This window comes from Streptomyces sp. NPDC001137, from assembly GCF_040298885.1.
GTDB lineage: Bacteria > Actinomycetota > Actinomycetes > Streptomycetales > Streptomycetaceae > Streptomyces.
In genome coordinates, this window is the sequence record NZ_JBEPBA010000001.1 from 309,377 (window position 1) to 334,587 (window position 25,211).

Sequence of the window (25,211 nt, forward strand, 5' to 3'; positions counted from 1 at the left end):
TCCCTTGGCGTCGCACCGCAAGTCGCGCCCCGCGGGTACGCGCGTAGCAGGCATACGCACCCCCGCCCTCGCCACGGCCGCCCTCACCTCGGTGGCCCTGCTGTCCCAGTCGGCGAACGCCGCCCCCGCCGCCGACGGCAAGCCCAGCCTCGAAGAGGTCGAGAAGAAGGTCGACGACCTCTACCGCCAGGCGGAGTCGGCCACCGAGAAGTACAACGCGGCCAAAGAGAAGACCACGAAGCAGCGCAAGAACGTCGACACCCTCCTCGACGACGTCGCCAAGCGCACGCAGAAGCTCAACGAAGAGCGGGAGCAGCTCGGTTCCTTCGCCGCGGCCCAGTACCGGACCGGAGCCGCCGCACCCGACACGGCGACCTTCCTGCTCGCGGACTCCCCGCAGGACTACTTCGACCAGACGCAGCTCATGGGGCGGCTGACCTCCCGTCAGAAGAGCGCGGTCGACGACTACTTCACCCAGCAGTCCGCGACGATGAAGAAGCGCGAGGAGGCCTCCAGGAGCCTTCAGACGCTCACCGAGACACAGAGCGACCTGCAGACCGCCAAGTCCACGGTGCAGAAGAAGCTCTCCGACGCGCGCGAACTGCTGTCGAAGCTGACCGCCGAGGAGAAGGCCCGGCTCGCGGCGATCCAGAAGCAGAAGGAGGAGGAGGCCGCCCGCAAGGCCGCGGAACTGGCGAAGCAGCAAGCGGCGGCGGAGAAGGCCAGGGAAGAGGCCGCGGCCCAGGACAGCGGCTCCTCCGCGGGCACGGGATCCACCTCCGCCGGCGACTCCTCGTACGCCACCAAGGCCGAGAAGGCGCTCGCCTTCGCCCGCGCCCAGATCGGCAAGCCGTACGTCTGGGGTGCCACCGGCCCCGACTCCTACGACTGCTCCGGCCTCACCCAGGCCGCCTGGAAGGCCGCGGGCGTCGACCTCCCGCGCACCACCTACGACCAGGTGAACGCCGGCACCACGGTCTCCCTCACCGACGCGCAGCCCGGCGACCTGATCTTCTTCTACGACGACATCAGCCACGTCGGCGTCTACATCGGCAACGGCATGATGATCCACGCCCCGAAGCCGGGCGCCTACGTCCGCGAGGAGTCGATCTACTACGGCGGCGCATCGATCATCCACAGCGTGGTGCGGCCCGCCTGAGGCACCGGGAAGCAGTGCACGCGCGCGTGCGGGGCAGTTTGTGACGCACGCGCGCGTGGCCCGCCCTGAACCCGCGCCGCACTCCCTAGCATCGGCCCCATGCCCGGCAGCATCGGCCCCGAGTCCGGCCCGACCTTCCTCCGCGCCTGGTGGGCGCGGCGCTCACCGGCGGCCGGGGCCGCCGTGATGGCGACCGGCATTGTGTCGGTCGGACTGCATCTGACGGGACACGAGGTGCTGTCACAGGTCGCCCTGGGCCTGGCCTGTGTCGCCTGGGTGGTGCTTGCGGCAGGCTTCGGTGTCCGTCTCGTGCGGGAACCGGCGAGGTGGCGGAGGGAGGCGGGGACGCCGGGCGCGCTGACCGCCGTCGCGGCGACCACCGTGCTCGGGACCCGGTTCTGCGCCCTCGGACGGCAGACCCTCGCGGCGGCCCTGCTCGCCCTGGGGGCCGTGCTGTGGCCGCTGCTGCTGGTGCAGGTCGCACGGCACTGGCGGCGTCGTATGCCGGGCGCGGTGTTCCTGTGCTGCGTGGCCACGCAGGGCCTCGCGGTGCTCGGCGCCACGCTCGCCGGTGCCCGGGCGACGGCATGGCTCGCGCAAGCGGCGCTCGCGCTGTTCTGGCTGGGGCTCGTCCTCTACGGCTGCGTGCTGGCCCTCTTCGATCTGCGACAGGTGACGGAGGGGCCGGGCGACCAGTGGGTGGCGGGCGGCGCGCTCGCCATCTCGGCGCTCGCCGGCTCGAGGCTGGTCGCGGCGGACAGCGCGCGCCTGTACCTGTGGAACGACGACGACCGCGGGGTCCTGCGCGCCGTCACCGTGGCGCTGCTCGTGCTCGACCTGACCTCGTACGCCGTACTGCTCGTCGCGGAGGCGGTCCGGCCGCGGCGCGGCTACGACGTGCGGCGTTGGGCGACCGTTTTCGCGCTGGGGACGACGGCGGCGGCCGTACTGTCCGTCGCGGCCGCCCTCGACGCCCCGTGGCTCAGGGGGCCCGGGCAGGTGCTGCTGTGGGTCGCGGTGGCGGCGTGGCTGGCCGTCGGCGCGGGGGCCGTCGCCGCGGCCCGGGCCGGCATCAGGTCCACAGCACCGCGATGAAGATGTTCGCCGTGGTGAACAGGCCCACCAGCCCGAACAGGCTCTTGTCGATCTTCTCCTCGTCCCGCTTCACATAGACCAGGCCGAGGATCACGATCAGCAGGGCCAGCTTGACGCCGATCTTGATGTTGTTGACGTGATGGTCGTCGGCCTGGTTGAGGCCGACCAGGATCGCGCCGGTGACCAGCATCGTCAGCGCGCCGTGCAGCATCGCCGGGACGAAGCGGGCCTCGCCGCGGCCCATCGCCTTCATCTGGGTGAGGAAGCCGCCGAGGAGCGCGGCGATGCCGATGATGTGCAGGCCGACGAAGAGATGGATGAGTACGTCCATGGGGCCGGAGCTTAAACAGGGGCGCACGGGGCGCCGGACACCGCCCCGGCCTTCATCGGTGGGTCGTGCATATATGCGGCCCATAGCACTCCGCATTCCGTAGGGGTCCCGGAACCGCCACATCGGTCAGCGCACTGCGTGAAGTCGACGGCACGAGTCCTGGATCACGGCCGCATACGGTCAGCCGGCGATCCGCCGAGGGCACTTCCGCACATCGCGTTACCGAGCCGACACAGACAGGTTTAGCGTCCTCCACCAGGTGACCGGCTCCCCACCGCCGCCCGGGCCAGGGGCGGCAGTCGGCCACCACCGCCGAGAAGGTCCGGCGGCGGCCAGCTCCCCCTGTGCGGGCCGCCGCCGGACGCGTAAGCCGCCCCAGAACGGGGGGTCCTACGAAAGGACGGGCAGTCCACGTGGCAGCGCACCGCAGGCCCAGTCGGCGCTCGCTGAGCGGAACTCCGGCCCGCACGGCGTTCACCATCGCCGTGGCGGGCGCGGCGACCGCGACGGGCTTCGACGGGACCGGGCACGCCGAGCCGGACCTGACGCCGACGCAGGTCAGGGCGGAGGTGGACAAGCTGTACCAGGAGGCGGAGGCCGCCACCGAGAAGTACGACGGGGCGAAGGAGCAGGCCGACGCCGCCGAGCGGCGGCTGTCGACACTGCGGGACGAGGCGGCGCGCAAGACGGACAAGCTCAACTCGGCGCGGGACGAGCTGGGTTCGATGGCCGCGGCACAGTACCGGGACGGCGGTCTCGACCCGGCACTGCAACTCGCGCTGTCGGACGACCCCGACCACTATCTCGCGGGCGCCGAGTTCGTCGACCGGGCGGGCACCCGGCAGGCGGCGGCCGTGGCGGACGTACGGGAACAGCTGCGGGAGATCGAGCAGTTGCGCGGGGCCGCCCGCATCGAGCTGGCCGGGCTCAGGTCGCGGCAGGCGGAGCTGAAGCGGGACGAGAAGACGATCACCGGGAAGCTGGATGCGGCGCGGCGGCTGGTGTCCCGGCTGTCGGCCGCGGAGCGCGCCCGGCTCGGGGACGGCAGCAACCACGCCTCACGGTCCGCCGAGGGTGGCCGGGACGGCCTCGTGTCCCTGGGAACGGCGACCGCCGAGGCGCCCGGCTCCCGTGCCGCGGCGGCCCTCTCGTATGCGTACTCCAAGCTGGGCAGCCCCTATGTGTGGGGCGCGACCGGCCCGGACGCCTTCGACTGCTCGGGCCTCGTCCAGGCCGCCTACCGCTCCGCGGGCATCTCCCTGCCCCGCACGACCTACGCCCAGATCGACGCCGGGCGCCGCGTCTCCCGCTCCGAACTCGCCCCGGGCGACCTGGTGTTCTTCTACTCCGGCATCAGCCACGTCGGCATCTACGTAGGCAACGGGATGATGATCCACGCCCCGAATCCGTCGGAGCCCGTGAAGATCGCGCCGGTCGACGAGATGCCGTTCGCGGGCGCCACACGCGTGGTGTGAGCTTCGGACGGACGACCTCAGACCAGCCGTCGCGCCGTAGCCCACCGCGTCAGCTCGTGCCGGTTCGACAGCTGCAACTTCCGGAGCACCGCCGAGACATGGGACTCGACCGTCTTCACGGAGATGAACAGCTGCTTGGCGATCTCCTTGTACGCATACCCCCGGGCGATCAGACGCAGCACCTCCCGCTCGCGCTGGGTGAGACGGTCGAGGTCCTCGTCGACCGGCGGGGCGTCGGTGGAGGCGAACGCGTCGAGGACGAAGCCGGCCAGGCGCGGGGAGAAGACGGCGTCTCCCTCCTGCACGCGGAAGATGGAGTTGACGAGGTCCGTGCCGGTGATCGTCTTGGTGACATAGCCGCGGGCGCCGCCCCGGATCACGCCGATCACGTCCTCCGCCGCGTCCGACACCGACAGCGCGAGGAAGCGGACGGGCTGCTCGGTGTCCGCCATCAACGCGGCGCAGCGGCGCAGGACTTCGACGCCGCCGCCGCCCGGGAGGTGGACGTCGAGAAGAACCACCTCGGGGCGGGTCGCGGTGATGACCGTGACCGCCTGGTCGACGTCCGCGGCCTCGCCGACGACCTCGACTCCGGTCTGCTCGGTCTGGCCGATCTCGGCCTGGACGCCCGTACGGAACATACGGTGGTCGTCGACGAGGACCACACGCACGTGCCGCTCGCCCGCGCCACCGCCGGCCGTCGGCTCCACAGGCTCCGCGTTCGCCTCGGTCGGGTCGCTCATCACGTCTTCTCCGCCCTCTCCATCTCCAGCTCGACCTCCGTGCCGCCGTCCGGCACCGCGCGCAGCCGCGCCGTGCCGCCGTGGCGTTCCATGCGGCCGATGATCGATTCTCTGACGCCCATGCGATCGGCGGGTATCGAGTCCAGGTCGAAGCCGGGGCCGCGGTCGCGGACCGACACGAAGACGGTCTTTCCCTCGACTTCGGCGTAGACCTGTACGGCGCCGCCCTCGCCACCGTACTTGGCGGCGTTCACCATCGCCTCGCGCGCGGCCTGCATCTGTGCGGCGATCCTCTCGTCGAGCGGACAGTCGCCGACGATGACGACCTCTATGGGGACGCCGTGCTTGTCCTCCACCTCCGCGGCGTTGCGCCGCACCGCGTCGGCCAGGTCGGTGGGTTCGTCGGCCTCGTCCTTGCCGGTGCCCTCCGGCTTGTAGAGCCAGGTGCGCAGGTCGCGCTCCTGGGCGCGGGCGAGGCGGCGCACCTCGTTCGCGTTCTCCGCGTTGCGCTGGATCAGGGTGAGGGTGTGCAGCACGGAGTCGTGGACATGGGCTGCGACCTCGGCGCGCTCCTGCGCGCGGATGCGCATCAGGCGCTCCTCGGAGAGGTCCTGGGTCATACGGACGAGATAGGGGCCCGCGAGGAGCGTTATCCCGACGAGCACCGCGAGAGCCGCCTGCAGGACGGAGCCGAGATGGGCGGCGGAGCCCTGGAGCACGAAGATGCCGGAGACGCCGGCGGTGACGAGGAGGACACCGCCCGCCGCGCGCAGCAGGGTGAGCGTGCGGCGGCGGCTGCCGACCTCGACCCAGCGGGCCCGGCGGGCGTTGTCCGCCTGGCGCCAGACGAGGGCGACGCCCGCGCCGACCAGGACGGCGGGCCAGAGGTAGGCCTTGGCTGCACCGCCCACCTTCACGTTGCCCACGAAGACCATGGCCACGACGACCATCAGGAGCAGGGCGACGATCTGGCCCTTGTCCGGCTTGCGGGCGACCAGTCTGCGCCGGCCGTCCGGCGAGGTTTCGGTGCTGACCAGCGACGGGGGTTTCTGGCCGCCGACGCCGCCGATGCCGAGCGGCACGAAGAACCAGAACGCGGCGTACAGCAGCGCGCCCAGGCCGTCCGCCATGAACAGGCCGACGAACACGAGCCGCACCCAGATGACCGGCAGCCCGAGATGCCCGGCGAGCCCCCGCGCCACCCCACCGAGCCAGCGTCCGTCGCTGCTGCGGTAGAGCTTGCGCGGCGGCCGCGGTTCGAGGAGTGGCGCTGCGGCGGCTTCCGGCATGCCACCGATACTCGCAGGGTCGGCGGACAGGGGCATCAGGGTCGGTCCCCTAGACACCCCTGATCTTCGAACCCGGGCCCGGTCGAACGGTTCCCGGGCGCCGGCTCAGGGGTGATATCAGGGTCCGGCCAGGGTCGTACCGACTCCCGCCGGAGCGGCTCGCCCGTCACCATGGACACATGACAGATCACGAGCGCGCCGCGACGGGTCCGGGACCCGGCTCCGGCCCGCGCCCCGCTCCGGGCGCCGGGCCGCAGGATGCCGCGCCCGCCGCGGACGCCGCACCCGCCGCCGGGGCGGGGCACGGTGCGGGAGCGGACCCGGGCGTCGGCGCCCGGGCCGACGCGGGCGGGGGCTCGCGCGCGCACGGGCGGACGGGCGCGCGGGGAGAAGGGGGTGCGGGCGCGCAGGCAGAGGGGGGTGCGGGCGCGGAGGTCACCGAGGCTCCCCGCAGGTTCCGTCGCGACCGCCGGTACAAGGTGCTGGGCGGGGTCTGTGCCGGGCTCGGGAAGCAGTGCGACATGGATCCGGTGATCTTCCGGATCACCCTCGCGGTGCTCTCCGCGACCGGCGGCATCGGCCTGCTCTTCTACGGCTTCGCCTGGCTCCTCATTCCGTACGAGGACGAGGAGGAGAACGAGGTCCGCAAGCTGCTGACCGGCCGCGTCGACGGCCAGGCGCTGACCGCGGTGATGTTCGCGCTGGTCGGCTGCGGGGTGTTCCTGTCGCTGCTGAAGAACGGCGGGGTGCTGGCCTTCGCCGTCGTCCTCTCCCTGCTTCTCGCGGGCGCCGGGTACTGGTCGCGGCAGCGCGGCGCCCCCGACCCCGATCCGCTGGCCGCGCAGGCCGTCGCCGACGCCCCGCCGGAGGCCCAGGCCCCGCCCGTCCCCGCCGCCTACCCCTCCTGGTGGCGCGACCCCATCGTCAAGGACGGCACGCATGTCGGCGGCACCGGCTATCTGTGGGGCCCCCGGGACTCGCGCGACCGGGACATCGCGGCGGCGGTCAACATCAGCCTCGGCACGTCCTGGACCGACCGAGCGGACCTCCGCACACCGCGCTCCCCCGCGCCCAGACCGCGCGGCCCCCGCTGGATCGGCGGCTGGGTCTTCCTGCTCGCCCTGCTCGCGGGCGGCCTCGGCACCGGGCTGACCTGGGACGACCATGCGCTCGGCACCAGCCTGCAGACCGGGCTGTCCTGCGCGCTCCTGGTCCTCGGCCTGGGCATCGCGGTCAGCGCGTTCCTGGGGCGTACGGGCGCGGGGTCGGTCTTCCTCGCCATCATCACGGCGGCCCTGCTCGCCGGCTCGGCGGCCCTGCCCAAGGACGTCGGCACGCACTGGATACGCACGACCTGGCAGCCGGCCGCGGTGGCCGATGTGCGGGAGAAGTACGAGGTCGGCAGTGGTGTCGGCACGCTGGACCTGAGCCGGCTGCACCCGGCCAGGGGGGAGACGGTGAGCACGAGAGCCGACGTCGGCCTGGGCCGGCTGAAGGTGATCGTGCCGAAGGACGTGACCGTGAAGCTGAGCATCGACGTGGGGGTGGGCGACATCCAGCTGCCGGGCGACAAACCGGGAGACGTGGACGTGGAGCCGGGCAAGCACAAGGAAGTGACGCTGTCGCCGGTCTCGGGCGGCAAGAACACCGGCACGCTCGACCTCGAGCTCGAGGTCGGTCTGGGACAGGCGGAGGTGAGCCGTGCTGCGTCATGAGTTCCAGCCCGGGAAGCTGGTCGCCGGTGTCTTCCTCGCCCTCGCGGGCGCCCTCTACGCAGGTGACGCGGCAGGCCTGTGGGAGACACCGTGGTTCGCGCTGATCCCGGTCGTCACGGGCGGCCTCTGCCTGGCCGGCGTGGCGGGAGCGCTGGCCCGGGGCATACGGCGACGCAGAAAGGCAGTGTCCGGGAAAGGCACGAGTGAGGCACAGCTGAACGCACCGGGAACCTGACCGGCGCTCCGGGGGCGGTGGCTCCAGCCGAGGAACACGCCCCCGGTCGTGCCCCAGGCGGCTTCGCCACCGGTGGCACCCGCCGACCAGGAGCTACCGGTAACCCGCCGCCCGTTGCCTGCGCCGCGCGCGGAGGGCGGCGTCCAGGGAGAACGTGGCGGCGCCCGCGAGGACGAGGGGGAGCCAGGCCATCAGGTAGGCGAGGTCGTTGCCGTAGTAGTACGGGTCGGACTGCCAGCTCACGGTCAGCCACAGGCTGAGGGAGATCAGTGCGCCGCCGAGCGCCGCCAGGCGCGCGAACAGGCCGATCAGGGTGCCGATGCCGACCGCCAGCTCACCCAGGGCGATGGCGTACCCGAACCCCACAGGATTCTTCAGGGCCATGTCGACCATGGCCGGGATGGCGGAGGAGTCGCGGACGTTGCGCATCATCTCGCCGATGGACCCGGAACCGGAGCCCTTCATGAACGCGCTGTCGGTGAGCTTGTCCAGCCCGGCGTAGATGAAGGTGACGCCGAGGAAGACACGGAGCGGAAGGAGGGCGTAACGGGTGGCGGAGTCGCGCCAGCTCCGGTCGCCGTCGAGGTACGGGGTGTGCGTGTCCGTGCGCATGCCGTGAGTCATCGCTGTCGCCTCTCGCCCGCGGTGCCGGGACCCCTCACAAGACGATACGTACGTCAGGGACGGTGCGCTCAATGCGTTCGTGCCGATTTCAGCGCTCGTGCCCCGCGTGGAGAGGGGGTGTCCCCTTCGGCCCGTCAGGATCGGTTCGGTCCATCGGGATCGCTTCAGTCCGTCACGTCGATCGCGTACCTGTTCGTCTCTACCCCCGCCGCCGTGACTACTTGCACCTCGACCCTCCCGGGTTCCACCTCGGCCGGCACGGGCACGGTCAGTGCCGCGTCCGTCGGGTTGCTGAAGCCGCCGGTCACGGGGACGAGGGGCACATGGACGTGCACTGTGCCGATGCGGACCACCATCCGGGTCAGCCGGTCGGCGCCCTGGGCGCCCGGCGGGACGAAGCCCGCGCCGCGGATCTCGATGTCGTCGCCGGTGCGGATGGGCGCGTCGAGGTCGCCGGCCTCCCGGGCGCGCACCACGGAGAGGATCACCGGGCGGCCGCCCTCCGCGTACTTGCCGGCCACATAGGTCGCCGCCGACACCAGCACCACCACCGCGAGACCCCACGGAAGGTCTGGCAGCTGGTCCGGGCGGCGGGCCAGCCGTACCGCGGCGAACAGGACGGCGACAGTGCTGATCACGACGTACTGGATGTCGGTGAAGGCGCCCCGTCCCGAGTCGTCGGTCAGCAGGTCGGCCGCCCGGGGCCGGTGCGCGCGCACCTTCTGCAGCCGCTGGCCGAGGACCCGCAGCCCCACCACACGCCGCACCAGCACCGCGATGCCGCAGACCACGGCGAGGACGGTGACGACACCGGCGCCGCGGGCGAGGTCGAGACCGGCGATCACGGCGTCGCGCTCCGCATGGTCGGAGGCCGCGGCGAGCCGGGCAGCCAGGAGCAGCACCGCGTAGGAGACGAACAGCACCCAGGCCGCCGCCACCGTGCGGGAGGTGGACAGGCGGTTGTCCTCACCGACGACGGGAGCCAGCACGCCGCCGCGCGCCCGGTGGAACCAGGAAGCGGCGGTCAGCACACCGCCCACGAGTACGGCCGCGAGGAGGCCCGCCGTGCGTGCCGTGGTCCAGCCCGCGCCGATGGCCGTGAGCGACTGCACCACCAGCAACAGCACCACCAGGGCCCACACCGCGCACACCGTTCGCCGCCACAGACGGGCCAGCCAGGCCTCGCCCTCGGCGCGGCCGCGTTCGGCGACGAGTTCCGCGGACTGGGCGAGCTCCTCCGAGACCCACTGGCGGGAGGCGGAGGCCGAGTGCGCCACCGCGGCGGGCAGCCCCTGCCCGGCCGCGAAACCGTCGCGCATCAGCAGGAATTCGGCGACCGCGCGCCGGTGCCCCTCGCGCGCCCCGTGCGGGCAGTCCCCGCAGGTGCAGCCACCGTCGTGCGCGCCTCTGCGGGCGCCCGCGTCCGCGCCGCCTCTCGCCTCCTGCACCGCCACGCCCGCCGCCCGCCTTCCCCGCAGCCCCTATGGCCGGCGGCCCCGTCCAGCAGCCGGCCGCCGTGCAACACCCGTGTGATGACAGCGAATTGTGCCCTACGCCACGCCGCCCCCGCCCGCCAGGTCTGGTCAACCCGGGGTGAAGTGGGGCCACCGTGTTGACCCGGCTGCGAGAATTTCCCCATGGCCGAGATCATCCAGCGGGACGGGACCTGGGCCTTCGACGGCACCACGGTCAGGATCACGCCGGGTCTCCACCGCTCCGTGCCGCTGTTCCGGCAGACGTACGGGGAGGTCGCGGTGCCCCTCGAAGCCGTCGCGGGCGTGGTCTTCGAACCGGAGCGCAAGCGCGGACGGCTGCGGATACGGCTGCGCGAGGGCGCCGATCCGCTGCTCCAGGCGACCGGCGGGCGGCTGCCGGATCCGGCCGACCCGTACCGGCTGGTGGTGGACGTGGACCGGGCCGGGGTCGCCGAGTACGTGGCCGAGGAGATCCGCCAGGCCCTGCTGCTCGACCAGATCCCCAAGGAGCCGACCAAGGCGTATCTGCTGCCGGGGCCGCCCGTCCCGGTGTCGGTGCGGTCCTCCGACGGCACGGTCTCCTTCGACGGCACCCAGGTGCGCATCGACTGGGCCGACACCTCCGACCGGGTGAAGCGGGCGACCGGGCCGCGGATCATCGCCCTCGGCGACCTCGTTCAGGTCGAATGGCTGCCCAACTCGGGTTACGAGGACGGTTTCCTGCGCTTCGTGACCCGCGAGACTGTGTTCTCCAAGCTGCCGCCGGAGAAGGACCCCTACGCCCTGGACCTGTGGGGCAGCGCCCGGCGCGATCTGCTCACCGCGCTCGTCGCCACCGCGATCACCGCCCGGCTGCCGCATCCGTCCACCCGGGGCGGCGGCGAGCAGGCGCAGCGACGGCAGCCGGCGGCGGCCGTGCCGCCCGCGGCCGACCACCACGACGTGCTCCTGCGGCGGCTGCGGGAGTTGGGCGAGCTGCACCGGGACGGGGTGCTCACGGACGAGGAGTTCGCGATGACCAAGGCGGCCGTGCTGCGGGGGTTCTAGCTCAGCAGATCGGGTTCGCTGCGGCTGATGTCCTGCCACAGCGGCTGGTAGTTGATCCATGCCACCAGGTCGCCGCCGAGCTGCTCGCGGGTCGCCACCGCGGCCCTGTGGTCGATGAGGAGGGGGCGTCCGGCGGCCTTGGCGGTCAGCTGCACCTGGGCGGAGCGTTCCATGGACAGGAACCACCAGGCCGCCGCGTCCACCGAGTCGCCGACCGTCAGGAGTCCGTGGTTGCGCAGCACGAGTGCCTTGCGGGTGCCGAGCGCGGAGGCGATGCGGCGGCCTTCCTCGGCGTCGACGGCGACGCCGGTGTAGGCGTCGTAGAGGGCGTGGTCCTCGTAGAAGGCGCAGCTCTCCTGGCTGATGGGGTCCAGGAGGTCGCCGAGCGCGGACAGGGCGCGGCCGTGCACCGAGTGGCAGTGGGCGACGGCCACGACGTCCGGACGGGCCGCGTGGACCTGGGCGTGCACGGTGAAGGCGGCCTGGTTGACGTGGTAGCGCCCCTCGATCACCTGTCCCTCGGAGTTGGCGAGCACCAGGTCGCTCACGGTGACGTGCTTGAACGGCATCCCGAACGGGTTGACCCAGAAGCAGTCGCTGTACTCCGGGTCGCGGGCGGTGATGTGGCCCGAGACGCCGTCCTCGAAGCCGAGCCGCCCGAAGATCCGCAGCGCGCCCGCGAGCCGCTCCTTGCGATGCCGGCGCTCGTCGTCGAGAGAGTCGTGCATCGGCGGCATCGCGAACCGCAGCCGGTCGCTGGGAAGCGCGGGTGGCGGGGTGGGCCCGGTCCCGGGGGTCCCGTGCATGTGTCCTCCAGCACTGGGTTGCTCTACGGGGCGGAAGTTACCGTCGGTCAGCTCAGGAGAACAGAGATGTTCTGTAAAGATGCCGCGCGCAACCGTTCCGGGGGCGCGCGGACAGAAGTGGCGCCCCCACGAATACCCGACAGGAGATGTCGGGTATCGGCGTCACACTCGCCGTATGACAGCGAACTGGGCGGCCTTCGTCGCCGCCGAACCGGATCTGGCCCGGACCGTCGAGGAACGCTTCGGCGCCTTCACCCACCACGTTCTCGCCACTCTCCGCAAGGACGGCTCCCCGCGCACCACCGGCCTGGAGGTCCGTTTTCTCGACGGTGAGCTGTGGCTCGGCATGATGCCCGACTCGCTCAAGGCCCTTGATCTGAACCGCGACCCGCGCTTCGCGCTTCAGGCCAATCCGGGGCCGGGCACCGCGATGGGCGGCGGCGACGTGCGGATCGGCGGGCGGGCGATCGGCGTCGAGGACGGCGCGGCGAAGGCGGCGTACAGCAAAGAGGTGGAACCGCCGGAGCCGTTCCACCTCTTCCGTACCGAGCTGACCGAGGTCGTGCGGACCTATGTGGAGGACGACAAGTACCTCGTCGTCCAGGTCTGGAAGCCCGGTGAACCCCTGCGCACGATCAAGCGCACCTGAGCCCCTTCACCGCGGGGGCTACTCCCACTCGATGGTGCCCGGCGGCTTCGACGTCACGTCGAGGACGACCCGGTTGACGTCCGCGACCTCGTTGGTGATGCGGGTCGAGATCTTCGCGAGGACGTCGTACGGCAGGCGCGACCAGTCCGCCGTCATGGCGTCCTCGGAGGAGACCGGGCGCAGCACGATCGGGTGGCCGTAGGTGCGGCCGTCGCCCTGGACGCCGACCGAGCGGACGTCCGCGAGCAGGACCACCGGGCACTGCCAGATGTCGCGGTCGAGGCCGGCCGCGGTCAGTTCCTCGCGGGCGATGGCGTCGGCCTCGCGCAGGAGGTCGAGACGCTCCTTGGTGACCTCGCCGACGATACGGATGCCGAGGCCGGGGCCCGGGAAGGGCTGGCGCTGGACGATCTCCTCCGGCAGGCCCAGCTCCTGGCCGACCATCCGGACCTCGTCCTTGAACAGCTTGCGCAGCGGCTCGATCAGCTGGAACTCGAGGTCCTCGGGGAGGCCGCCGACGTTGTGGTGGGACTTGATGTTGGCGGTGCCGGTGCCGCCACCGGACTCGACCACGTCCGGGTAGAGGGTGCCCTGGACGAGGAATTCCACCGCCGGGCCCTCGTCGGCGATGATCTCGGCCTGGGCCTGCTCGAAGACGCGGATGAACTCGCGGCCGATGATCTTCCGCTTCTCCTCGGGGTCCGAGACACCCTTGAGAGCGGTGAGGAAGCGCTCCTCCGCATCGACGACGACCAGCTTGACGCCGGTCGCGGCCACGAAGTCCTTCTCGACCTGCTCGGTCTCGCCCTTGCGCATCAGACCGTGGTCGACGTACACGCAGGTCAGCTGGTCGCCGATGGCACGGGCGACGAGGGCCGCGGCCACCGCGGAGTCGACGCCGCCGGACAGCCCGCAGATGGCGCGCTTGTCGCCGACCTGCTCGCGGATCGCCGCGACCTGCTCCTCGATCACGTTGCCCGTGGTCCAGTCGGGCTTGAGGCCCGCACCCCGGTAGAGGAAGTGCTCCAGGACCTGCTGGCCGTGCGTGGAGTGCATCACCTCGGGGTGGTACTGGACGCCGTAGAGCTTCTTCTCGTCGTTCTCGAAGGCGGCGACCGGGACGACGTCCGTGGAGGCCGTGACGGAGAAGCCCTCGGGGGCGGCGGAGCAGGCGTCGCCGTGCGACATCCACACGTGCTGCTCGGCCGGGGTGCCCTCGAAGAGGGTGGAGGACGACTTCGAGACATGCAGGTCGGTGCGGCCGTACTCACGGGCGCCGGTGTTGTCCACGGTGCCGCCCAGGCTCTGCGCCATGAGCTGGAAGCCGTAGCACATGCCGAAGACGGGGACGCCGGCCTCGAAGAGCGCGCGGTCGAGGCGGGGGGCACCCTCCTCGTAGACCGACGAGGGGCCGCCGGAGAGGATGATCGCCGCCGGGTTCTTGGCGAGCATCTCCTCGACCGGCATGGTGCTCGGCACGATCTCGCTGTAGACCCGCGCCTCGCGGACGCGACGGGCGATGAGCTGGGCGTACTGCGCGCCGAAGTCGACGACCAGGACGGTGTCGGGGGCGGCGGCGGGGGTCGCTGATGACACGGGGTGCCTTCCGGCGGTTTGGGCGAGGGCTGTGTGACCGATTCTAACGGGGCGCCGCGCCGGCCCCTCCCGTCCGGTGGATGGACCCCGCTTGGACAGGATCCGGCGCGCGTGCATACTGCTGCCGTGCTCACGCACCCGACCTTCCTCTTTACCTATGGCAACCGGCCCGCCGGCTGCCATGGTCGTGCTGCTTGAGCTACTGACAAGCGACTTCCCAGGCGCCCCGGGCCGACAAGGCCCGGGGCGCCTGTCGTTTTCCGGGTCCTGCCGCTCCGGGGCACCGCATCCGACCCACCCGACGAGGAGCCCCCGACATGACCGCCACCGCAGCCGAGAAGAACATCGCCGAGAAGACCGGCGCCCGCACCGCCGAGGCCGCCGGCGTGATCACCGGTGCGCGGGAGCGCATCGACGCGCTCGACGACCGGATCATCGGTCTGATCCAGGAACGGATGGCCGTCTCCGCCGTCATCCAGGAGGCCCGCATCGCCTCCGGCGGGCGCCGGGTGAACCTGTCCCGCGAGATGGAGGTCCTCGGCCACTACAGCGAGGCCCTCGGCAAGCCCGGTACGTCCCTCGCCATGACGCTGCTCGAACTGTGCCGCGGTCGCATCTGAGTTCGCAGCCCCTTTAACCCGTACGGCGCGTGACCGCCCGGCGGACCCCTTCGTTGGTGGTGGTGTCCGTGCCAGCCAGGGGCGGGCCCGAAAGAACCACGCGTGGCTTGCTGGAGTGATGAGACGTACGGGTCGTGCCGAACGTCGTGGGACCTCACTCCAGGGTTGTGGCCGGACGGCAGGGGACAGCAGCCCGGTCACCCAAGTAAGCGGTCGGCCCCGGGGACGCCCGGGGCCGACCGGCGGAAAATGCAAAAATGCACAACCCTGGGTCAAACGGTTGCGTACGCCCCGTCCATCCAGCACGATGCGTAGAAAGCCCCCAAGTCCCGCCACGGACAACTGCATTGCCTGCACTTCCGTACCGTCAGAGGTCTTGACCATCCGCGCGCCCCGAATGCGCCGGGGCGGCGACCCAGAGCACACAGGACAAGCGGCGCAACCCCCCGGCGCCGCTCCCAGGCACCGGCGCTGCCCTGACGTCGGTGCTGACGGAGAAGGGCCCCGCGGCCAAGCCCGCGGGGCCCTTCGCACGTCCGTGCACCGGACGGACCTGCGTGCACCGGTCAGATCCTGGACACCGTGGTCAGACCCTGGACACCGTCCCGCAGCCCTTCGTGCGGTCGTCCTCGATGCCCTTGCTGCGGTCGTAAGGGTCCGTCGTCGGGCCCGTGGGAGGGGCGCCGGTCGCGGTGTCCGACGTGAACGCCGGGTGCAGATAGCCGTCGTAGACGTCACAGGCGGAGTTGCCGACGTCGCGGTCGTAGCGGCGGATGGTGATCTTGCCGGGGGTGACCTTGTAGCGGGCCGGGTCGGACATCTGGATGTCGAGGACGCGGCGCACGATGGTGCGGGTGACCTCCTTCGAGCCGCCGGCGCGGGTGACCGGGTAGACGAAGGTGTAGTCCGCGTGCACGGCGACGGAGGACTGTTCGCCGGCCTTGAAGGTGATGCGGCCGCGGGTCTTGATCACGTCACCGACGAGCCTGATCTCCGCCGGGTCGAAGCGGCTGAACATGGACAGCGGGTCGTGCTTCTCGTCCGGTTTGCTCAAGGCCGTGTCGAGCCGCGTGAGGAGCTCCGTCTGCTGAGGCTCGATCACACCGAGCGCGGTGGCGGGGCGTTCGCCGCGCAGGGTCGCCGGGTCGAGGTTCGCGTCGACCAGGAGGGTTCTGGTCTGCCGCAGGGCCTGCTCGACCCGGGCCTTGGAGAGCGTGCCGACGGGGGTCGCCTTCGGCAGGACGATGCCTGCCGCGCCGTCGGCCCAGCGCTCGGCCGGGGAGCCGGCGAACGGCCGGGCGAGGGAGGGGGTTTCGGAGTCGGCCGGGGAGGGCGGGGCGGTGGGGGCCACGGTCTCCGCCGGGAGCGGGGAGACGGAGGGGCCCGCATGGTCCTTCGTGCCGAAGGGGTCGCCGGGCAGGACCGACGGTTTCACGGCCACGACGGCCACGGCGACGGCGAGCAGGACGCCGAGCGCCGGCCAGACGCGGCGGCGCCGTTCGGGGCGGGCCGGACCGGCGCGCCAGCTCTCCGGGCTCTCGCCGCGCGCGTCCTGCTGCCGCAGCCGCTCGGTGACCATGCGGGCGCGGGCGGAGGGCTCCTTGGGGGCGCCAGCGAGCTCCGCCTCGGTGTCCTTGAGGAACTTGTCCCACACGTCGTCGGGGACGGAAGGCTCCTCGCCGGAACCGGAATTCCGCTCTGGGGACGGTCTGTCGGCCACGACGCGGACGCCTTTCTGTCAGGGCTCTTCGGGGTTTCTCAGGGGCTCATCGAGATTGCTCGTCGGCGGCTGTCATGTGCATCGCCTGTCGAGCAGCAGAGCGTACGTGACCCGGCCTGCGCGAAGAGTGGCGGCTTCGTGAACTGTCGCTGCGGGGAGCGAGTGACGTAGGCCACATAAGAATTCGGTTAATGCCTGCGCAACCATTTACAGGCTTCACGGATCCAACCATGCGAACCAAGGGCCACACCCGCGCCCCACACGCGGAGCCCTCCCATTGGACTGGACTCCCTTGAGGTTGTCATGAAGCTTCGTCGTGCCATGGGCGTCGCGGCCGCCACCGCGGTCCTCGCGCCCCTCGCGCTGCTGTCCGCGCCCGCCGCCTTTGCGGACGAGACGCCGGCCGCAGACGCCACCGAGACCGTCTCCCAGACCCCCACCGAGACCCCGAGCGACACGGCCTCGGCCACGCCGACGGACACCGGACTGCCCACCGACACGGCCACCCCGAGCGCCACGGCGTCCAGCTCGACGCCGACCGCGAGCGCCTCCGCGAGCCAGTCGGGCGAGCCCACCCCCTCCACCTCGGCCGAGCCGAGCGAGGACCCCTCGGACCCGGACGTCCCCTTCTGCGAGGACGTCGACAAGAACTACGAGGGCGCCAAGGTCTCCGCGGACATCAAGGGCCTGCCGGGCAAGATCGTCGCGGGCGACGGGTTCCACAACTTCAAGCTGACCGTCACCAACGACGCGAAGACCACCGTGGAGGGCGTCGCCTTCTACGCCGAGGTGGAGAACTACGAGCTCGACGAGTCGAAGTACCTGAGCCCGTACGTCGACCTGGAGTTCAAGAACCCCGAGACCGGCTCCTGGGACCGCATCGGTTCCGACGACTGGGCGGGTGACTACTTCTTCTACGTCCAGGAGCTGAAGGCCGGTCAGAGCGAGACGGTCTCCCTGCGCGTCAGCATCGACGCCAAGGCCCCGGCCGGCGACGCCTACTCCTTCGGTTCCGGTGCCTACCTCGACAACGTCGAGGGACAGGACTGCATCGCCGAGGGCTGGGCACAGTACGACTTCGAGGTGCTGAAGGCCGGTTCGGCCAACACCGACCCGGGCTCCGCCACCCCGAGCGACAACGGCGGCAAGGGCGGTTCGGTGAAGAAGCCGCAGGGCGAGATCTCCGACCTGCCGACCGGCAACCTCGCCGAGACCGGCGCCGGCTCCGCCCTGCCGGTGATCGGCCTGGTCGGCGGTGTCGCCGTCGTCGCGGGTGCCGGTGCGGTGTTCGCGGTGCGTCGCCGCCGGGCCGGCGCGGGCGCGTAGCAACAGCTCACCGCAAGGAAAAGAAGGACCCGCACTCGGAGGGGGGTGCGGGTCCTTCGCTGTGCCTGGGCGGATTGTGTGCCTGAGCGGCTACTTCTTCGGCGGCACCGCGGGCATTCCCAGGAACGGCAGCTTCAGCGCGCCGAAGGCGTCCGCCGGGACCGCGGGGGCCTTCGGCTCCACCGGCTTCAGACGTTCGTACGCCGCTCCCTGGGCCGGACGCGGGTCCTCCTCGCCCTTGTTGGGCCAGTACGACATCGCGCGCTCGGCCTGGGCGGTGATCGTGAGGGACGGGTTCACACCGAGGTTGGCCGAGACCGCCGCGCCGTCCACCACCGAGATGCCGGGGTGGCCGTAGAGGCGGTGGTACGGGTCGATCACACCGGTCTCACGCGAGCTGCCGATCGGGCAGCCGCCGAGGAAGTGGGCGGTGAGGGGGGTGCCCATGAGTTCGCCGACGTTGGAGCCCGCGAAGCCGTTGATGTCGGCGGCGATCGCGGAGGCGCCCTCCGAAGCGGCCCTGATCTGCTTGGGGTTGGGGGCGCCGTGGCCCTGGCGGGCGGTGAGCAGGCCCTTGCCGACGCCGTCCGGCTTGAGGTACGTCGTCAGGGAGTTGTCCAGCGACTGCATCACCAGGCCGATGATGGTCTTCTCCGACCAGCGGCGGTTGGACAGGGAGCGCAGCACGAGGACGGGGTGGCGGGCCGCGTTCGCGAGCCAGCCCATGACCCTCGACGAGCCTTCCGCGTACGGCACCTGGAGGATGGACAGGCTGCCCATCGAGTTGGAGCCCTTGCCGTAGCGGACCGGCTCGATGTGGGTGTTCTCGTCCGGGTGGATGGACGAGGTGATGGCGACTCCCTTGGTGAAGTCGACCTTCGGTTGGCCGGTCGCCTTGCGGTAGCGGCGGTTGTCCGTCTGCGCGCCGACCAGCGCCTCGGAGTTCGTACGGGTCAGCTCACCCAACCTGTCCGAGATGTACGGGAGTTGACCGCCCGCCTTCATGCGGTGCAGCAGGGTCTGGGTGCCGTAGGTGCCGGCGGCCAGGACCACCTGGCGGGCCTTGAAGGTGCGGCCCTTCGACGACTTGCGGCGGTCGTCGGTCGGGAGGGTCGCCACCGCGTAGCCGCCCTGCGAGTCGTCCGTGATCGACACGACCGTCGTCATCGGGTGCACGACCGCGCCCGCCTTCTCGGCGAGGTGGAGGTAGTTCTCGTTGAGGGTGTTCTTCGCGCCGTGCCGGCAGCCGGTCATGCACTCGCCGCACTCGGTGCAGGCCTTGCGGGCCGGGCCCGCGCCGCCGAAATAGGGGTCGTCGACCTGCCCGCCGGGCGCCGCCTTCGACGTCCCCTCCGCGTCCTTTCCGTCGCCGAAGAACACGCCGACGGGCGCCATGTGGAAGGTGTCGCCCACGCCCATGCGCTCGGCGGCGGCCTTCAGATGGACGTCGGACGGGGTCATCGTCGGGTTCAGCCGTACACCGAGCATGCGCTGGGCCTGGTCGTAGTACGGCTTCAGCTCCTCCTGCCAGTCCGTGATGTCACGCCACTGGGGGTCGTCGAAGAACGGCTTCGGCGGTACGTAGAGGGTGTTGGCGTAGTTGAGGGAGCCGCCGCCGACGCCCGCGCCGGCCAGGACCATGACATTGCCCAGCAGGTGGATGCGCTGGATGCCGTACATGCCGAGTTTCGGCGCCCAGAGGTAGTTCTTGAGGTCCCAGGAGTTCTTGGGGAGGGACTCCCGGGTGAAGCGGCGGCCGGCCTCCAGGACACCTACGCGGTAGCCCTTCTCCGTCAGGCGCAGGGCGGTCACCGAGCCGCCGAAGCCGGAGCCGACGACGATGACGTCGTAGTCGTAGGTGTCCTGTGACACGTGCTCTCCTCGTTGAGAACGGGCGTTGCTACTTGAAGCGCAGGGCCTTCATCAGTCGCAGGCTGCGGCTCATGAACTGCGCGTACTTCTCGTCGTCCATGCCCAGTGAGGGGGCCATCGGCAGCAGCCGCTGCTGGGCGACCGTCTGGGCCTCCGTGTACTTGAGGATGCCCTCGGAGCCATGGCGCCGGCCGAGGCCGGAGTCCTTCATGCCGCCCATGGGGGACTGGACGCTGCCGTAGGCGGGGGCGTAGCCCTCGTTGACGTTCACGGTGCCCGTGCGCAGGCGGGCGGCGACCTCGCGGCCGCGGCTGCCGTTCCTCGTCCAGACCGAGGAGTTCAGGCCGTACGGCGTGGAGTTGGCGTGCTCGATCGCCTCCTCGTCGGTCTTGAAGCGGTAGATCGAGACGACCGGGCCGAAGGTCTCCTCGGTGCAGACCGACATCGGCTCGGTCACGCCGTCGAGGATGGTCGGCTCGAAGAAGTACGGGCCGATGTCGGGGCGGGCGACACCGCCGGCGACGACCTTCGCGCCCTTCGCCACGGCCTCCTCGACATGGCGGGTGACGGTCTCCAGCTGGCGTTCGCCGACCAGCGAGCCCATGTCGGCGCCGTACGCGAGGGAGGTGCCGAGGCGCATGGCCTTGGTGCGGGTGGCGAAGCGCTCCAGGAAGGTGTCCGCGATCGACTCGTGGACGTACAGCCGCTCGATGGAGATGCAGAGCTGGCCGGCGGAGGAGAAGCAGGCGCGGACCGCGCCCGCGGCCGCCTTCTCGATGTCGGCGTCGTCGAGGACCAGCATGGCGTTCTTGCCGCCGAGTTCGAGGGAGACACCGACCAGGCGGGCGGCGGCGCCCCGGGCGACCTCGCGGCCGGTGCGGGTGGAGCCGGTGAAGGAGACGTAGTCGGCGTGCTTGACGACCTCGGGGCCGACGACCGGGCCCTCGCCGAGGACGACCTGGAAGACATCGGCCGGGAGGCCGGCCTCGATGAGCAGGTCGCGGGCCCACAGGGCGGTCAGGCAGGTCTCGGTGTCCGGCTTCATGACGACCGCGTTGCCCGCCACGAAGGCCGGGAGCGCGTCGCCGACCGAGAGTTCCAGGGGGTAGTTCCACGGGGCGATCTGGCCGACCACACCGCGCGGGTGACGCAGTTCGGTGACCTTCGTCAGCGTCGGCATGGCGCCCGCGTGCCGCTTCGGCTTCAGATACGCGGCGGCCCTGCGGCCGTAGTGACGGGACGCGACCGCGACGGCCTGGACCTCCTCGTGGGCGTGCAGCCGGGCCTTGCCGGTCTCCAGCTGGATCAGGTCGAGGACCTCCGCCTGGCGGGCGAGGATCAGGTCGTGGAAGCGGAGCAGGACGGCCGCGCGCTGCCGGACCGGGGTCTGCGCCCAGACCGCCTGGGCCGCGCGGGCCGCGTCGAAGGCCTTGGCGACGTCCTCGGGCGTGGATTCCGGCAGGTCGGCCAGCTTCTCGCCGGTGAACGGCGTGTGGTTGGCGGTGCGTCCGGAGCCGACCACGCCCTTGGTGAGCTGCGCGATCAGCTCGGGGGTGACCACGTCGGCGGCGGTACGGGCGCCTTCGGGGGCGGGGGCGAGAGGGTTCGTGCCGGTCTTGGCCTCGGCATGCGCTTCCGTCATGAGGCGCAGGGTATGACGGCGCGGGGCCTTTGGGTACCCGTCGGTAACGCGGCTTCACGGAGTACACACACGCCGCCAGTGCTCACTGGCAAGGTTTGCGCTGATCAGGCGTTGTGCGGGGACGGCGGGGACTGGCTCAGCGCTTTCCGATCACGAGACGGTCACGTGCGCCCTTGAAGAGGGCCGTGCCCTTCTTCTCGTCCGGGGTGCCCTTGGCCATGTCCACGCGCAGTTCGTACATGCGCCCGTCGTCGGTGCGGATCGTCAGCTGCATCACCCGGGCCCGGCTGCCGTCCAGGCCGAAGGTGGTGTCGACCTGGACGGCCTCGTAGCCGTGGAAGGTGGTGCGGGTGTACTGGGTGCGCGCGTCCCCGCTGTAGGTGTTCCAGTCGATGTGGTCCTGCTGCGCCTGGGCCATCGGGGAGCGGGGTGCCTTGTCCCACTGAGTGAGGCGGAGGGTGACGTTGGAGTCGAGCGTGTCGTACACCACGAGACGGGGCGGGCTCGTGGCGCTGCCTTCCCTGGCGGACTCCCGGTACCGGCTCGGCAGGGTCAGCACGGCGTTCATGCCCTTCTCCCGGTGCGCGGTCCAGGCGGTGGCACCAGCGCTGGGGGGCGCCTTGCGGGCCGGAGTCTCGGTGAGGGTGCCGGTCTGTTCGGTGACGCCTCCGCTCTCGGTCTCGACGAAGTAGGGGGTGCCGAGCCAGGCGCCCCCGACGAGCAGGGCGGCGAGCGCGGCGAGCGAGGTGCGGCGGCGCAGGAGAGCGCGCTTCGGGGCCGGGTCGGGGTGCGGGACGCTCGCCGTCGCGGGTTCGGCGGGCGGCTCGGGGTCGGAGGACTCCGGTTCGGCGGACGGCTCGGCCGCCGGGCGGGGCCCGGAGGCGGGTGCGGTGTCGGATTCCGGTACGGCCACGGGGGACGCCCCCAGTCGTACGGTCCCGACGTCGTCGGCGAACTCCCGCAGCCCTGCCGTGTCCTGGGCCTCCGCCGCACCGGCCTCGACCTGCGGTACCGGCCAGCCTTCCGCCACCGCCTCCAGCACCGCGCCGGTCTCCTTGGCGCCGGGCCGCTGCTCCGGGTCCTTCACGAGGAGCCGGGTGATCAGCGGGCCGAGCGGTCCGGCCTGTTGCGGCTCGGGCGCCTCGGAGGCGATGACCGCGGCGAGGGTGGACTCCACCGTCGTACGCCGGAACGGGGAGACTCCCTCCACGGCCGCGTACAGCAGCACGCCCAGCGACCACAGGTCGGAGGCGGGACCGGCGCCCCGGCCCGACATGCGCTCGGGCGCGACGAACTCCAGGGAGCCGACGAACTCGCCGCTGACGGTGAGGGATTCCTCGCCCTGGACGTGGGCGATGCCGAAGTCGGTGAGGACGACACGGCCGTGCGCGCCGAGCAGGACGTTGGCGGGCTTGACGTCCCGGTGCACGATGCCGACGGCGTGCGCCGCGTCCAGGGCGCCGAGGACGGCGAGGCCGATCCGGGCGGCTTCCGAGGCCTCGACCGGGCCGCGCCGGAGGACTTCGTGGAGGGACTCGCCGCGGATCAACTCCATGACGATCCAGGGCAGTCCGTCCTCCTCGACCACGACGTCATGGATGGAGACGGCGGCCGGGTGGTCGACGCGGGCGGCGGCGCGGGCCTCGCGGTGGAGACGGTGGGCGGCCCGCCGGCGGTGCTCGTCCTCCGGGTCTCCGGGCAGCCTCGGCTGCTTGACGGCGACGTCCCGCTCCACGAGTTCGTCGTACGCCTGCCAGACGGTGCCCATGCCGCCGGAGCCGATGCGCTCGGTCAGCCGGTAGCGCCCGCCGAGCAGCCGACCTTCGCGCGTCCGTTCGCCGCCTGCACTCATGCCTCATGAGTACCTTGCGGAACGGGGAGTTGTCGACGCGGCCCTGCGTCACGGGGTCCAGCGGGCGAAGGCGAACGCGTCGCCCCTGCGCCGCACCTCCACGGCCCCCGATCCACCGAAGTGGGCGGGGATCACCAACTCCCCCTCATCCACGGCTCGTTCGAGTACCCGGCGGCGGCTGGTGGCCGCCCGCCCGGGGTCCAGGCAGAAGCAGCTGCTGCACTCGGGGTGCAGGATCTGGACCGGGCTGTGCAGCAAGTCACCGACGAACACGGCCCGTTCACCGCGCGAGGCGAGGCGCAGGACGGACGAGCCGGGGGTGTGGCCGGGGGCGGACTCCAGCGTGAGGTGCTCGTCGACGCGGTGCTCGCCGTCCCACAGCAGGGCCTGCCCGGACTTGTGCACGGGCGCGATGCTGTCCTCGTAGATCAGCCGGTCGTCCGGGCGTACGCCGCCGCCGTATCCGCCGTCCGGGCCGAAGTGGTGGTCGTCGGCGGCCGGGAGGAGATAGGTGGCGTTCGGGAAGGCGGGGATCCACTCGCCCTCCACGTCGTGGGTGTTCCAGCCGACGTGGTCGCCGTGGATATGGGTGTTGACGACGACGTCGACGTCCTCCGGCCGCACTCCGGCCTGCGCCAGGCGGTCCGGGAAGTCGCCCTGCCGCTGATGGAAGAGGGCGTTGCCGGGCCGCTCACGGCCGTTGCCCACACCGGTGTCGACGAGGACGGTGCGGCCGGCGCTGCGGACCACCCAGGTCTGCAGCGCGACCACGGCACGGTCGCTGCCGGGCTCCCAGTGGTCCGGGACGAGCGCCTCCCGGTTGTCCTGCCACACCTCGGGGCCGACGCCCGGAACGAGGTCCCGGACCGGGGCGTAGGGCGCCCGCCACTCGACCACCCGGAGCACCTCGACGTCACCGATCATGAAACTCTGCGCGTTCCCGCCATGTTCATCAGCCATGCAATGAACTCTAAGAGCGCTGCGGTGAGCATTCCAATGCCTGCCCATCTCATTCGGATACGCTTACGTCTCATGGACGTGGTGAGTGACGCGATAGCCGCCGTTCGCATCGGACAGCCCTCCTCGAACCGGCTGCGGGTCGCCGGCACCTGGTGCACGCGGCTCGCCCCGTACGAGGGCGCCGGGTTCCACGTGGTCCTCGCGGGTGGCTGCTGGCTGCTGCCCGACGGGGGCGGCGAGCCGGTGACGCTGGGCGCGGGGGACGTCGTCCTGCTGCCGCACGGGGCGGGGCATGTGCTGGCGGACGCGCCGGGCGACACGGCGCGGGCCGTGCCGTTCGAGGAGATGAGAGAGCCGGCCGGAGCGCCGGGCGGGCGGGAGGTGGAGTTGCTGTGCGGCAAGTACCGCCTCGACCGCAGCCGGGTGCACCCGCTGCTGGCGGAGCTGCCGCAGGTCGTCCATCTGCCGAACCGGGTCGGCTCCCATCCCGAACTGCGCGCTGCCGTGGACCTGTTGGCCCGCGAGCTCGACGAGCGCCGCCCGGGCTCCTGCCTGGCCCTGCCGAGCCTGCTCGACCTGCTGCTGATCTACATGGTGCGGGCGTGGACGACGCAGGCGGAGACGGCGACCGGTGCCTGGCCGGCCGTGCTCGGCGACCCGGTGACCACGGCCGCCCTCCGCGCCCTGCATTCGGACCCGGCCGCCCCCTGGACCAACGACCGTCTGGCCGCCGAGGCGGGCGTGTCCCGGGCGACGCTGGCCCGCCGGTTCACCGCCCTGGTCGGCCGCCCGCCCATGGCGTATCTGACCTGGTGGCGGCTGACCCGCACGGCCGCGCTCCTGCGCGACACCGACGCCCCGCTGGCCTCGGTGGCCCGGGAGGCGGGATACAGCAGCCCGTACGCCCTGTCGCACGCGTTCAGCAGGGAGTTCGGGGTGACGCCGGGGAGGTATCGGGCCCAGGTGCGGCGCTGACGGCG

Annotated in this window: 22 protein-coding genes; 10 read left to right on the forward strand and 12 right to left on the reverse strand. The window is 71.7% G+C overall.

Features of this window, described 5'->3' with window-relative positions; genetic code table 11:
- Positions 1-4: 4 nt before the first annotated feature.
- A complete protein-coding gene (locus ABT254_RS01430) occupies positions 5-1,159 on the forward strand; it encodes a C40 family peptidase (RefSeq protein ID WP_351462405.1) in 1,155 nt (384 codons plus the stop codon).
- Positions 1,160-1,258: 99 nt separating this feature from the next.
- Positions 1,259-2,254: a tellurite resistance/C4-dicarboxylate transporter family protein gene (locus ABT254_RS01435; protein ID WP_351462406.1), complete on the forward strand. Its 996-nt coding sequence runs from the start codon at positions 1,259-1,261 to the stop codon at positions 2,252-2,254.
- Here ABT254_RS01435 and ABT254_RS01440 read toward each other — a convergent pair.
- Positions 2,232-2,585 (reverse strand): hypothetical protein, encoded by a 354-nt coding sequence (locus ABT254_RS01440; RefSeq protein WP_351462407.1) that lies wholly within the window; start codon positions 2,583-2,585, stop codon positions 2,232-2,234. The two genes, ABT254_RS01435 and ABT254_RS01440, sit on opposite strands and share 23 nt — an antisense overlap.
- A 413-nt stretch (positions 2,586-2,998) precedes the next feature.
- Here ABT254_RS01440 and ABT254_RS01445 point away from each other — a divergent pair, with 413 nt between their 5' ends.
- On the forward strand, positions 2,999-4,060 hold the full coding sequence (locus tag ABT254_RS01445) for a C40 family peptidase (protein WP_351462408.1): 1,062 nt from the start codon (positions 2,999-3,001) through the stop codon (positions 4,058-4,060).
- Between the two features lie 17 nt (positions 4,061-4,077).
- On the opposite strand, the gene ABT254_RS01450 is transcribed toward ABT254_RS01445, so the two are convergent.
- Both ABT254_RS01450 and ABT254_RS01455 read right to left on the reverse strand, forming a co-directional pair.
- Positions 4,078-4,803 (reverse strand): LuxR C-terminal-related transcriptional regulator, encoded by a 726-nt coding sequence (locus ABT254_RS01450; protein WP_351462409.1) that lies wholly within the window; start codon positions 4,801-4,803, stop codon positions 4,078-4,080.
- The gene (locus tag ABT254_RS01455) at positions 4,803-6,092 is read right to left on the reverse strand and encodes an ATP-binding protein (protein ID WP_351462410.1); all 1,290 of its coding nucleotides are present in this window, start codon (positions 6,090-6,092) and stop codon (positions 4,803-4,805) included. Before ABT254_RS01455 ends, ABT254_RS01450 begins: the two co-directional genes overlap by 1 nt.
- Positions 6,093-6,271: 179 nt before the next feature.
- On the opposite strand from ABT254_RS01455, the gene ABT254_RS01460 reads away from it, so the two are divergent.
- Complete coding sequence (locus tag ABT254_RS01460; RefSeq protein WP_351462411.1) at positions 6,272-7,807, forward strand: PspC domain-containing protein; 1,536 nt, start codon at positions 6,272-6,274, stop codon at positions 7,805-7,807.
- The gene (locus ABT254_RS01465; protein ID WP_351462412.1) at positions 7,794-8,042 is read left to right on the forward strand and encodes a hypothetical protein; all 249 of its coding nucleotides are present in this window, start codon (positions 7,794-7,796) and stop codon (positions 8,040-8,042) included. Before ABT254_RS01460 ends, ABT254_RS01465 begins: the two co-directional genes overlap by 14 nt.
- A 93-nt stretch (positions 8,043-8,135) precedes the next feature.
- On the opposite strand, the gene ABT254_RS01470 is transcribed toward ABT254_RS01465, so the two are convergent.
- Together ABT254_RS01470 and ABT254_RS01475 are read right to left on the reverse strand one after the other, a co-directional pair.
- Positions 8,136-8,666: a DoxX family protein gene (locus ABT254_RS01470; RefSeq protein ID WP_351462413.1), complete on the reverse strand. Its 531-nt coding sequence runs from the start codon at positions 8,664-8,666 to the stop codon at positions 8,136-8,138.
- Positions 8,667-8,830: 164 nt separating this feature from the next.
- Complete coding sequence (locus ABT254_RS01475) at positions 8,831-10,120, reverse strand: hypothetical protein (protein ID WP_351462414.1); 1,290 nt, start codon at positions 10,118-10,120, stop codon at positions 8,831-8,833.
- 183 nt (positions 10,121-10,303) lie between these two features.
- On the opposite strand from ABT254_RS01475, the gene ABT254_RS01480 reads away from it, so the two are divergent.
- Complete coding sequence (locus ABT254_RS01480) at positions 10,304-11,188, forward strand: DUF4429 domain-containing protein (protein ID WP_351462415.1); 885 nt, start codon at positions 10,304-10,306, stop codon at positions 11,186-11,188.
- Here the strand turns inward: ABT254_RS01480 and ABT254_RS01485 are convergent.
- Positions 11,185-11,994 (reverse strand): class II aldolase/adducin family protein, encoded by an 810-nt coding sequence (locus ABT254_RS01485; protein ID WP_351462416.1) that lies wholly within the window; start codon positions 11,992-11,994, stop codon positions 11,185-11,187. The genes ABT254_RS01480 and ABT254_RS01485 overlap by 4 nt on opposite strands.
- 175 nt (positions 11,995-12,169) lie before the next feature.
- Here ABT254_RS01485 and ABT254_RS01490 point away from each other — a divergent pair, with 175 nt between their 5' ends.
- Positions 12,170-12,643 (forward strand): pyridoxamine 5'-phosphate oxidase family protein, encoded by a 474-nt coding sequence (locus ABT254_RS01490; RefSeq protein ID WP_351462417.1) that lies wholly within the window; start codon positions 12,170-12,172, stop codon positions 12,641-12,643.
- An 18-nt stretch (positions 12,644-12,661) separates the two neighbouring features.
- Here ABT254_RS01490 and guaA read toward each other — a convergent pair whose 3' ends face one another.
- On the reverse strand, positions 12,662-14,239 hold the full coding sequence (guaA, locus tag ABT254_RS01495) for a glutamine-hydrolyzing GMP synthase (protein WP_351462418.1): 1,578 nt from the start codon (positions 14,237-14,239) through the stop codon (positions 12,662-12,664).
- 317 nt (positions 14,240-14,556) lie between these two features.
- Between guaA and ABT254_RS01500 the strand changes: the two genes are divergently transcribed.
- Positions 14,557-14,859, forward strand: coding sequence for a chorismate mutase (locus tag ABT254_RS01500; RefSeq protein WP_351462419.1), 303 nt, complete (start codon positions 14,557-14,559; stop codon positions 14,857-14,859).
- 586 nt (positions 14,860-15,445) lie between these two features.
- Here the strand turns inward: ABT254_RS01500 and ABT254_RS01505 are convergent.
- On the reverse strand, positions 15,446-16,579 hold the full coding sequence (locus ABT254_RS01505; protein ID WP_351462420.1) for a hypothetical protein: 1,134 nt from the start codon (positions 16,577-16,579) through the stop codon (positions 15,446-15,448).
- 303 nt (positions 16,580-16,882) lie between these two features.
- Between ABT254_RS01505 and ABT254_RS01510 the strand changes: the two genes are divergently transcribed.
- A complete protein-coding gene (locus tag ABT254_RS01510) occupies positions 16,883-17,905 on the forward strand; it encodes an LPXTG cell wall anchor domain-containing protein (RefSeq protein ID WP_351462421.1) in 1,023 nt (340 codons plus the stop codon).
- A gap of 90 nt (positions 17,906-17,995) precedes the next feature.
- On the opposite strand, the gene ABT254_RS01515 is transcribed toward ABT254_RS01510, so the two are convergent.
- From ABT254_RS01515 to ABT254_RS01530, 4 genes are all read right to left on the reverse strand, one after another.
- Entirely contained in the window at positions 17,996-19,777 is a 1,782-nt protein-coding gene (locus ABT254_RS01515; RefSeq protein ID WP_351462422.1) for a GMC family oxidoreductase N-terminal domain-containing protein, read from the reverse strand.
- 28 nt (positions 19,778-19,805) lie between these two features.
- Positions 19,806-21,419, reverse strand: a complete 1,614-nt coding sequence (locus ABT254_RS01520; protein ID WP_351462423.1) for a succinic semialdehyde dehydrogenase — start codon at positions 21,417-21,419, stop codon at positions 19,806-19,808.
- A 136-nt stretch (positions 21,420-21,555) separates the two neighbouring features.
- Positions 21,556-23,271 (reverse strand): protein kinase domain-containing protein, encoded by a 1,716-nt coding sequence (locus ABT254_RS01525; protein ID WP_351462424.1) that lies wholly within the window; start codon positions 23,269-23,271, stop codon positions 21,556-21,558.
- A gap of 48 nt (positions 23,272-23,319) precedes the next feature.
- Positions 23,320-24,231: an MBL fold metallo-hydrolase gene (locus tag ABT254_RS01530; RefSeq protein WP_351462425.1), complete on the reverse strand. Its 912-nt coding sequence runs from the start codon at positions 24,229-24,231 to the stop codon at positions 23,320-23,322.
- A gap of 72 nt (positions 24,232-24,303) precedes the next feature.
- Here ABT254_RS01530 and ABT254_RS01535 point away from each other — a divergent pair, with 72 nt between their 5' ends.
- A complete protein-coding gene (locus ABT254_RS01535; protein ID WP_351462426.1) occupies positions 24,304-25,206 on the forward strand; it encodes an AraC family transcriptional regulator in 903 nt (300 codons plus the stop codon).
- Positions 25,207-25,211: the final 5 nt, after the last annotated feature.

What these genes read in the sequence shown, in the direction of transcription:
- ABT254_RS01480 (WP_351462415.1), top strand. Translation starts at nt 10,304, where the DNA reads ATGGCCGAGATCATCCAGCGGGACGGGACCTGGGCCTTCGACGGCACC.
- ABT254_RS01450 (WP_351462409.1), bottom strand. Translation starts at nt 4,803, where the DNA reads ATGAGCGACCCGACCGAGGCGAACGCGGAGCCTGTGGAGCCGACGGCC.
- ABT254_RS01525 (WP_351462424.1), bottom strand. Translation starts at nt 23,271, where the DNA reads ATGAGTGCAGGCGGCGAACGGACGCGCGAAGGTCGGCTGCTCGGCGGG.
- ABT254_RS01530 (WP_351462425.1), bottom strand. Translation starts at nt 24,231, where the DNA reads ATGGCTGATGAACATGGCGGGAACGCGCAGAGTTTCATGATCGGTGAC.
- ABT254_RS01440 (WP_351462407.1), bottom strand. Translation starts at nt 2,585, where the DNA reads ATGGACGTACTCATCCATCTCTTCGTCGGCCTGCACATCATCGGCATC.
- ABT254_RS01455 (WP_351462410.1), bottom strand. Translation starts at nt 6,092, where the DNA reads ATGCCGGAAGCCGCCGCAGCGCCACTCCTCGAACCGCGGCCGCCGCGC.
- ABT254_RS01470 (WP_351462413.1), bottom strand. Translation starts at nt 8,666, where the DNA reads ATGACTCACGGCATGCGCACGGACACGCACACCCCGTACCTCGACGGC.
- ABT254_RS01485 (WP_351462416.1), bottom strand. Translation starts at nt 11,994, where the DNA reads ATGCACGGGACCCCCGGGACCGGGCCCACCCCGCCACCCGCGCTTCCC.
- ABT254_RS01535 (WP_351462426.1), top strand. Translation starts at nt 24,304, where the DNA reads ATGGACGTGGTGAGTGACGCGATAGCCGCCGTTCGCATCGGACAGCCC.
- ABT254_RS01510 (WP_351462421.1), top strand. Translation starts at nt 16,883, where the DNA reads ATGAAGCTTCGTCGTGCCATGGGCGTCGCGGCCGCCACCGCGGTCCTC.
- ABT254_RS01520 (WP_351462423.1), bottom strand. Translation starts at nt 21,419, where the DNA reads ATGACGGAAGCGCATGCCGAGGCCAAGACCGGCACGAACCCTCTCGCC.
- ABT254_RS01490 (WP_351462417.1), top strand. Translation starts at nt 12,170, where the DNA reads ATGACAGCGAACTGGGCGGCCTTCGTCGCCGCCGAACCGGATCTGGCC.
- ABT254_RS01460 (WP_351462411.1), top strand. Translation starts at nt 6,272, where the DNA reads ATGACAGATCACGAGCGCGCCGCGACGGGTCCGGGACCCGGCTCCGGC.
- ABT254_RS01500 (WP_351462419.1), top strand. Translation starts at nt 14,557, where the DNA reads ATGACCGCCACCGCAGCCGAGAAGAACATCGCCGAGAAGACCGGCGCC.
- ABT254_RS01435 (WP_351462406.1), top strand. Translation starts at nt 1,259, where the DNA reads ATGCCCGGCAGCATCGGCCCCGAGTCCGGCCCGACCTTCCTCCGCGCC.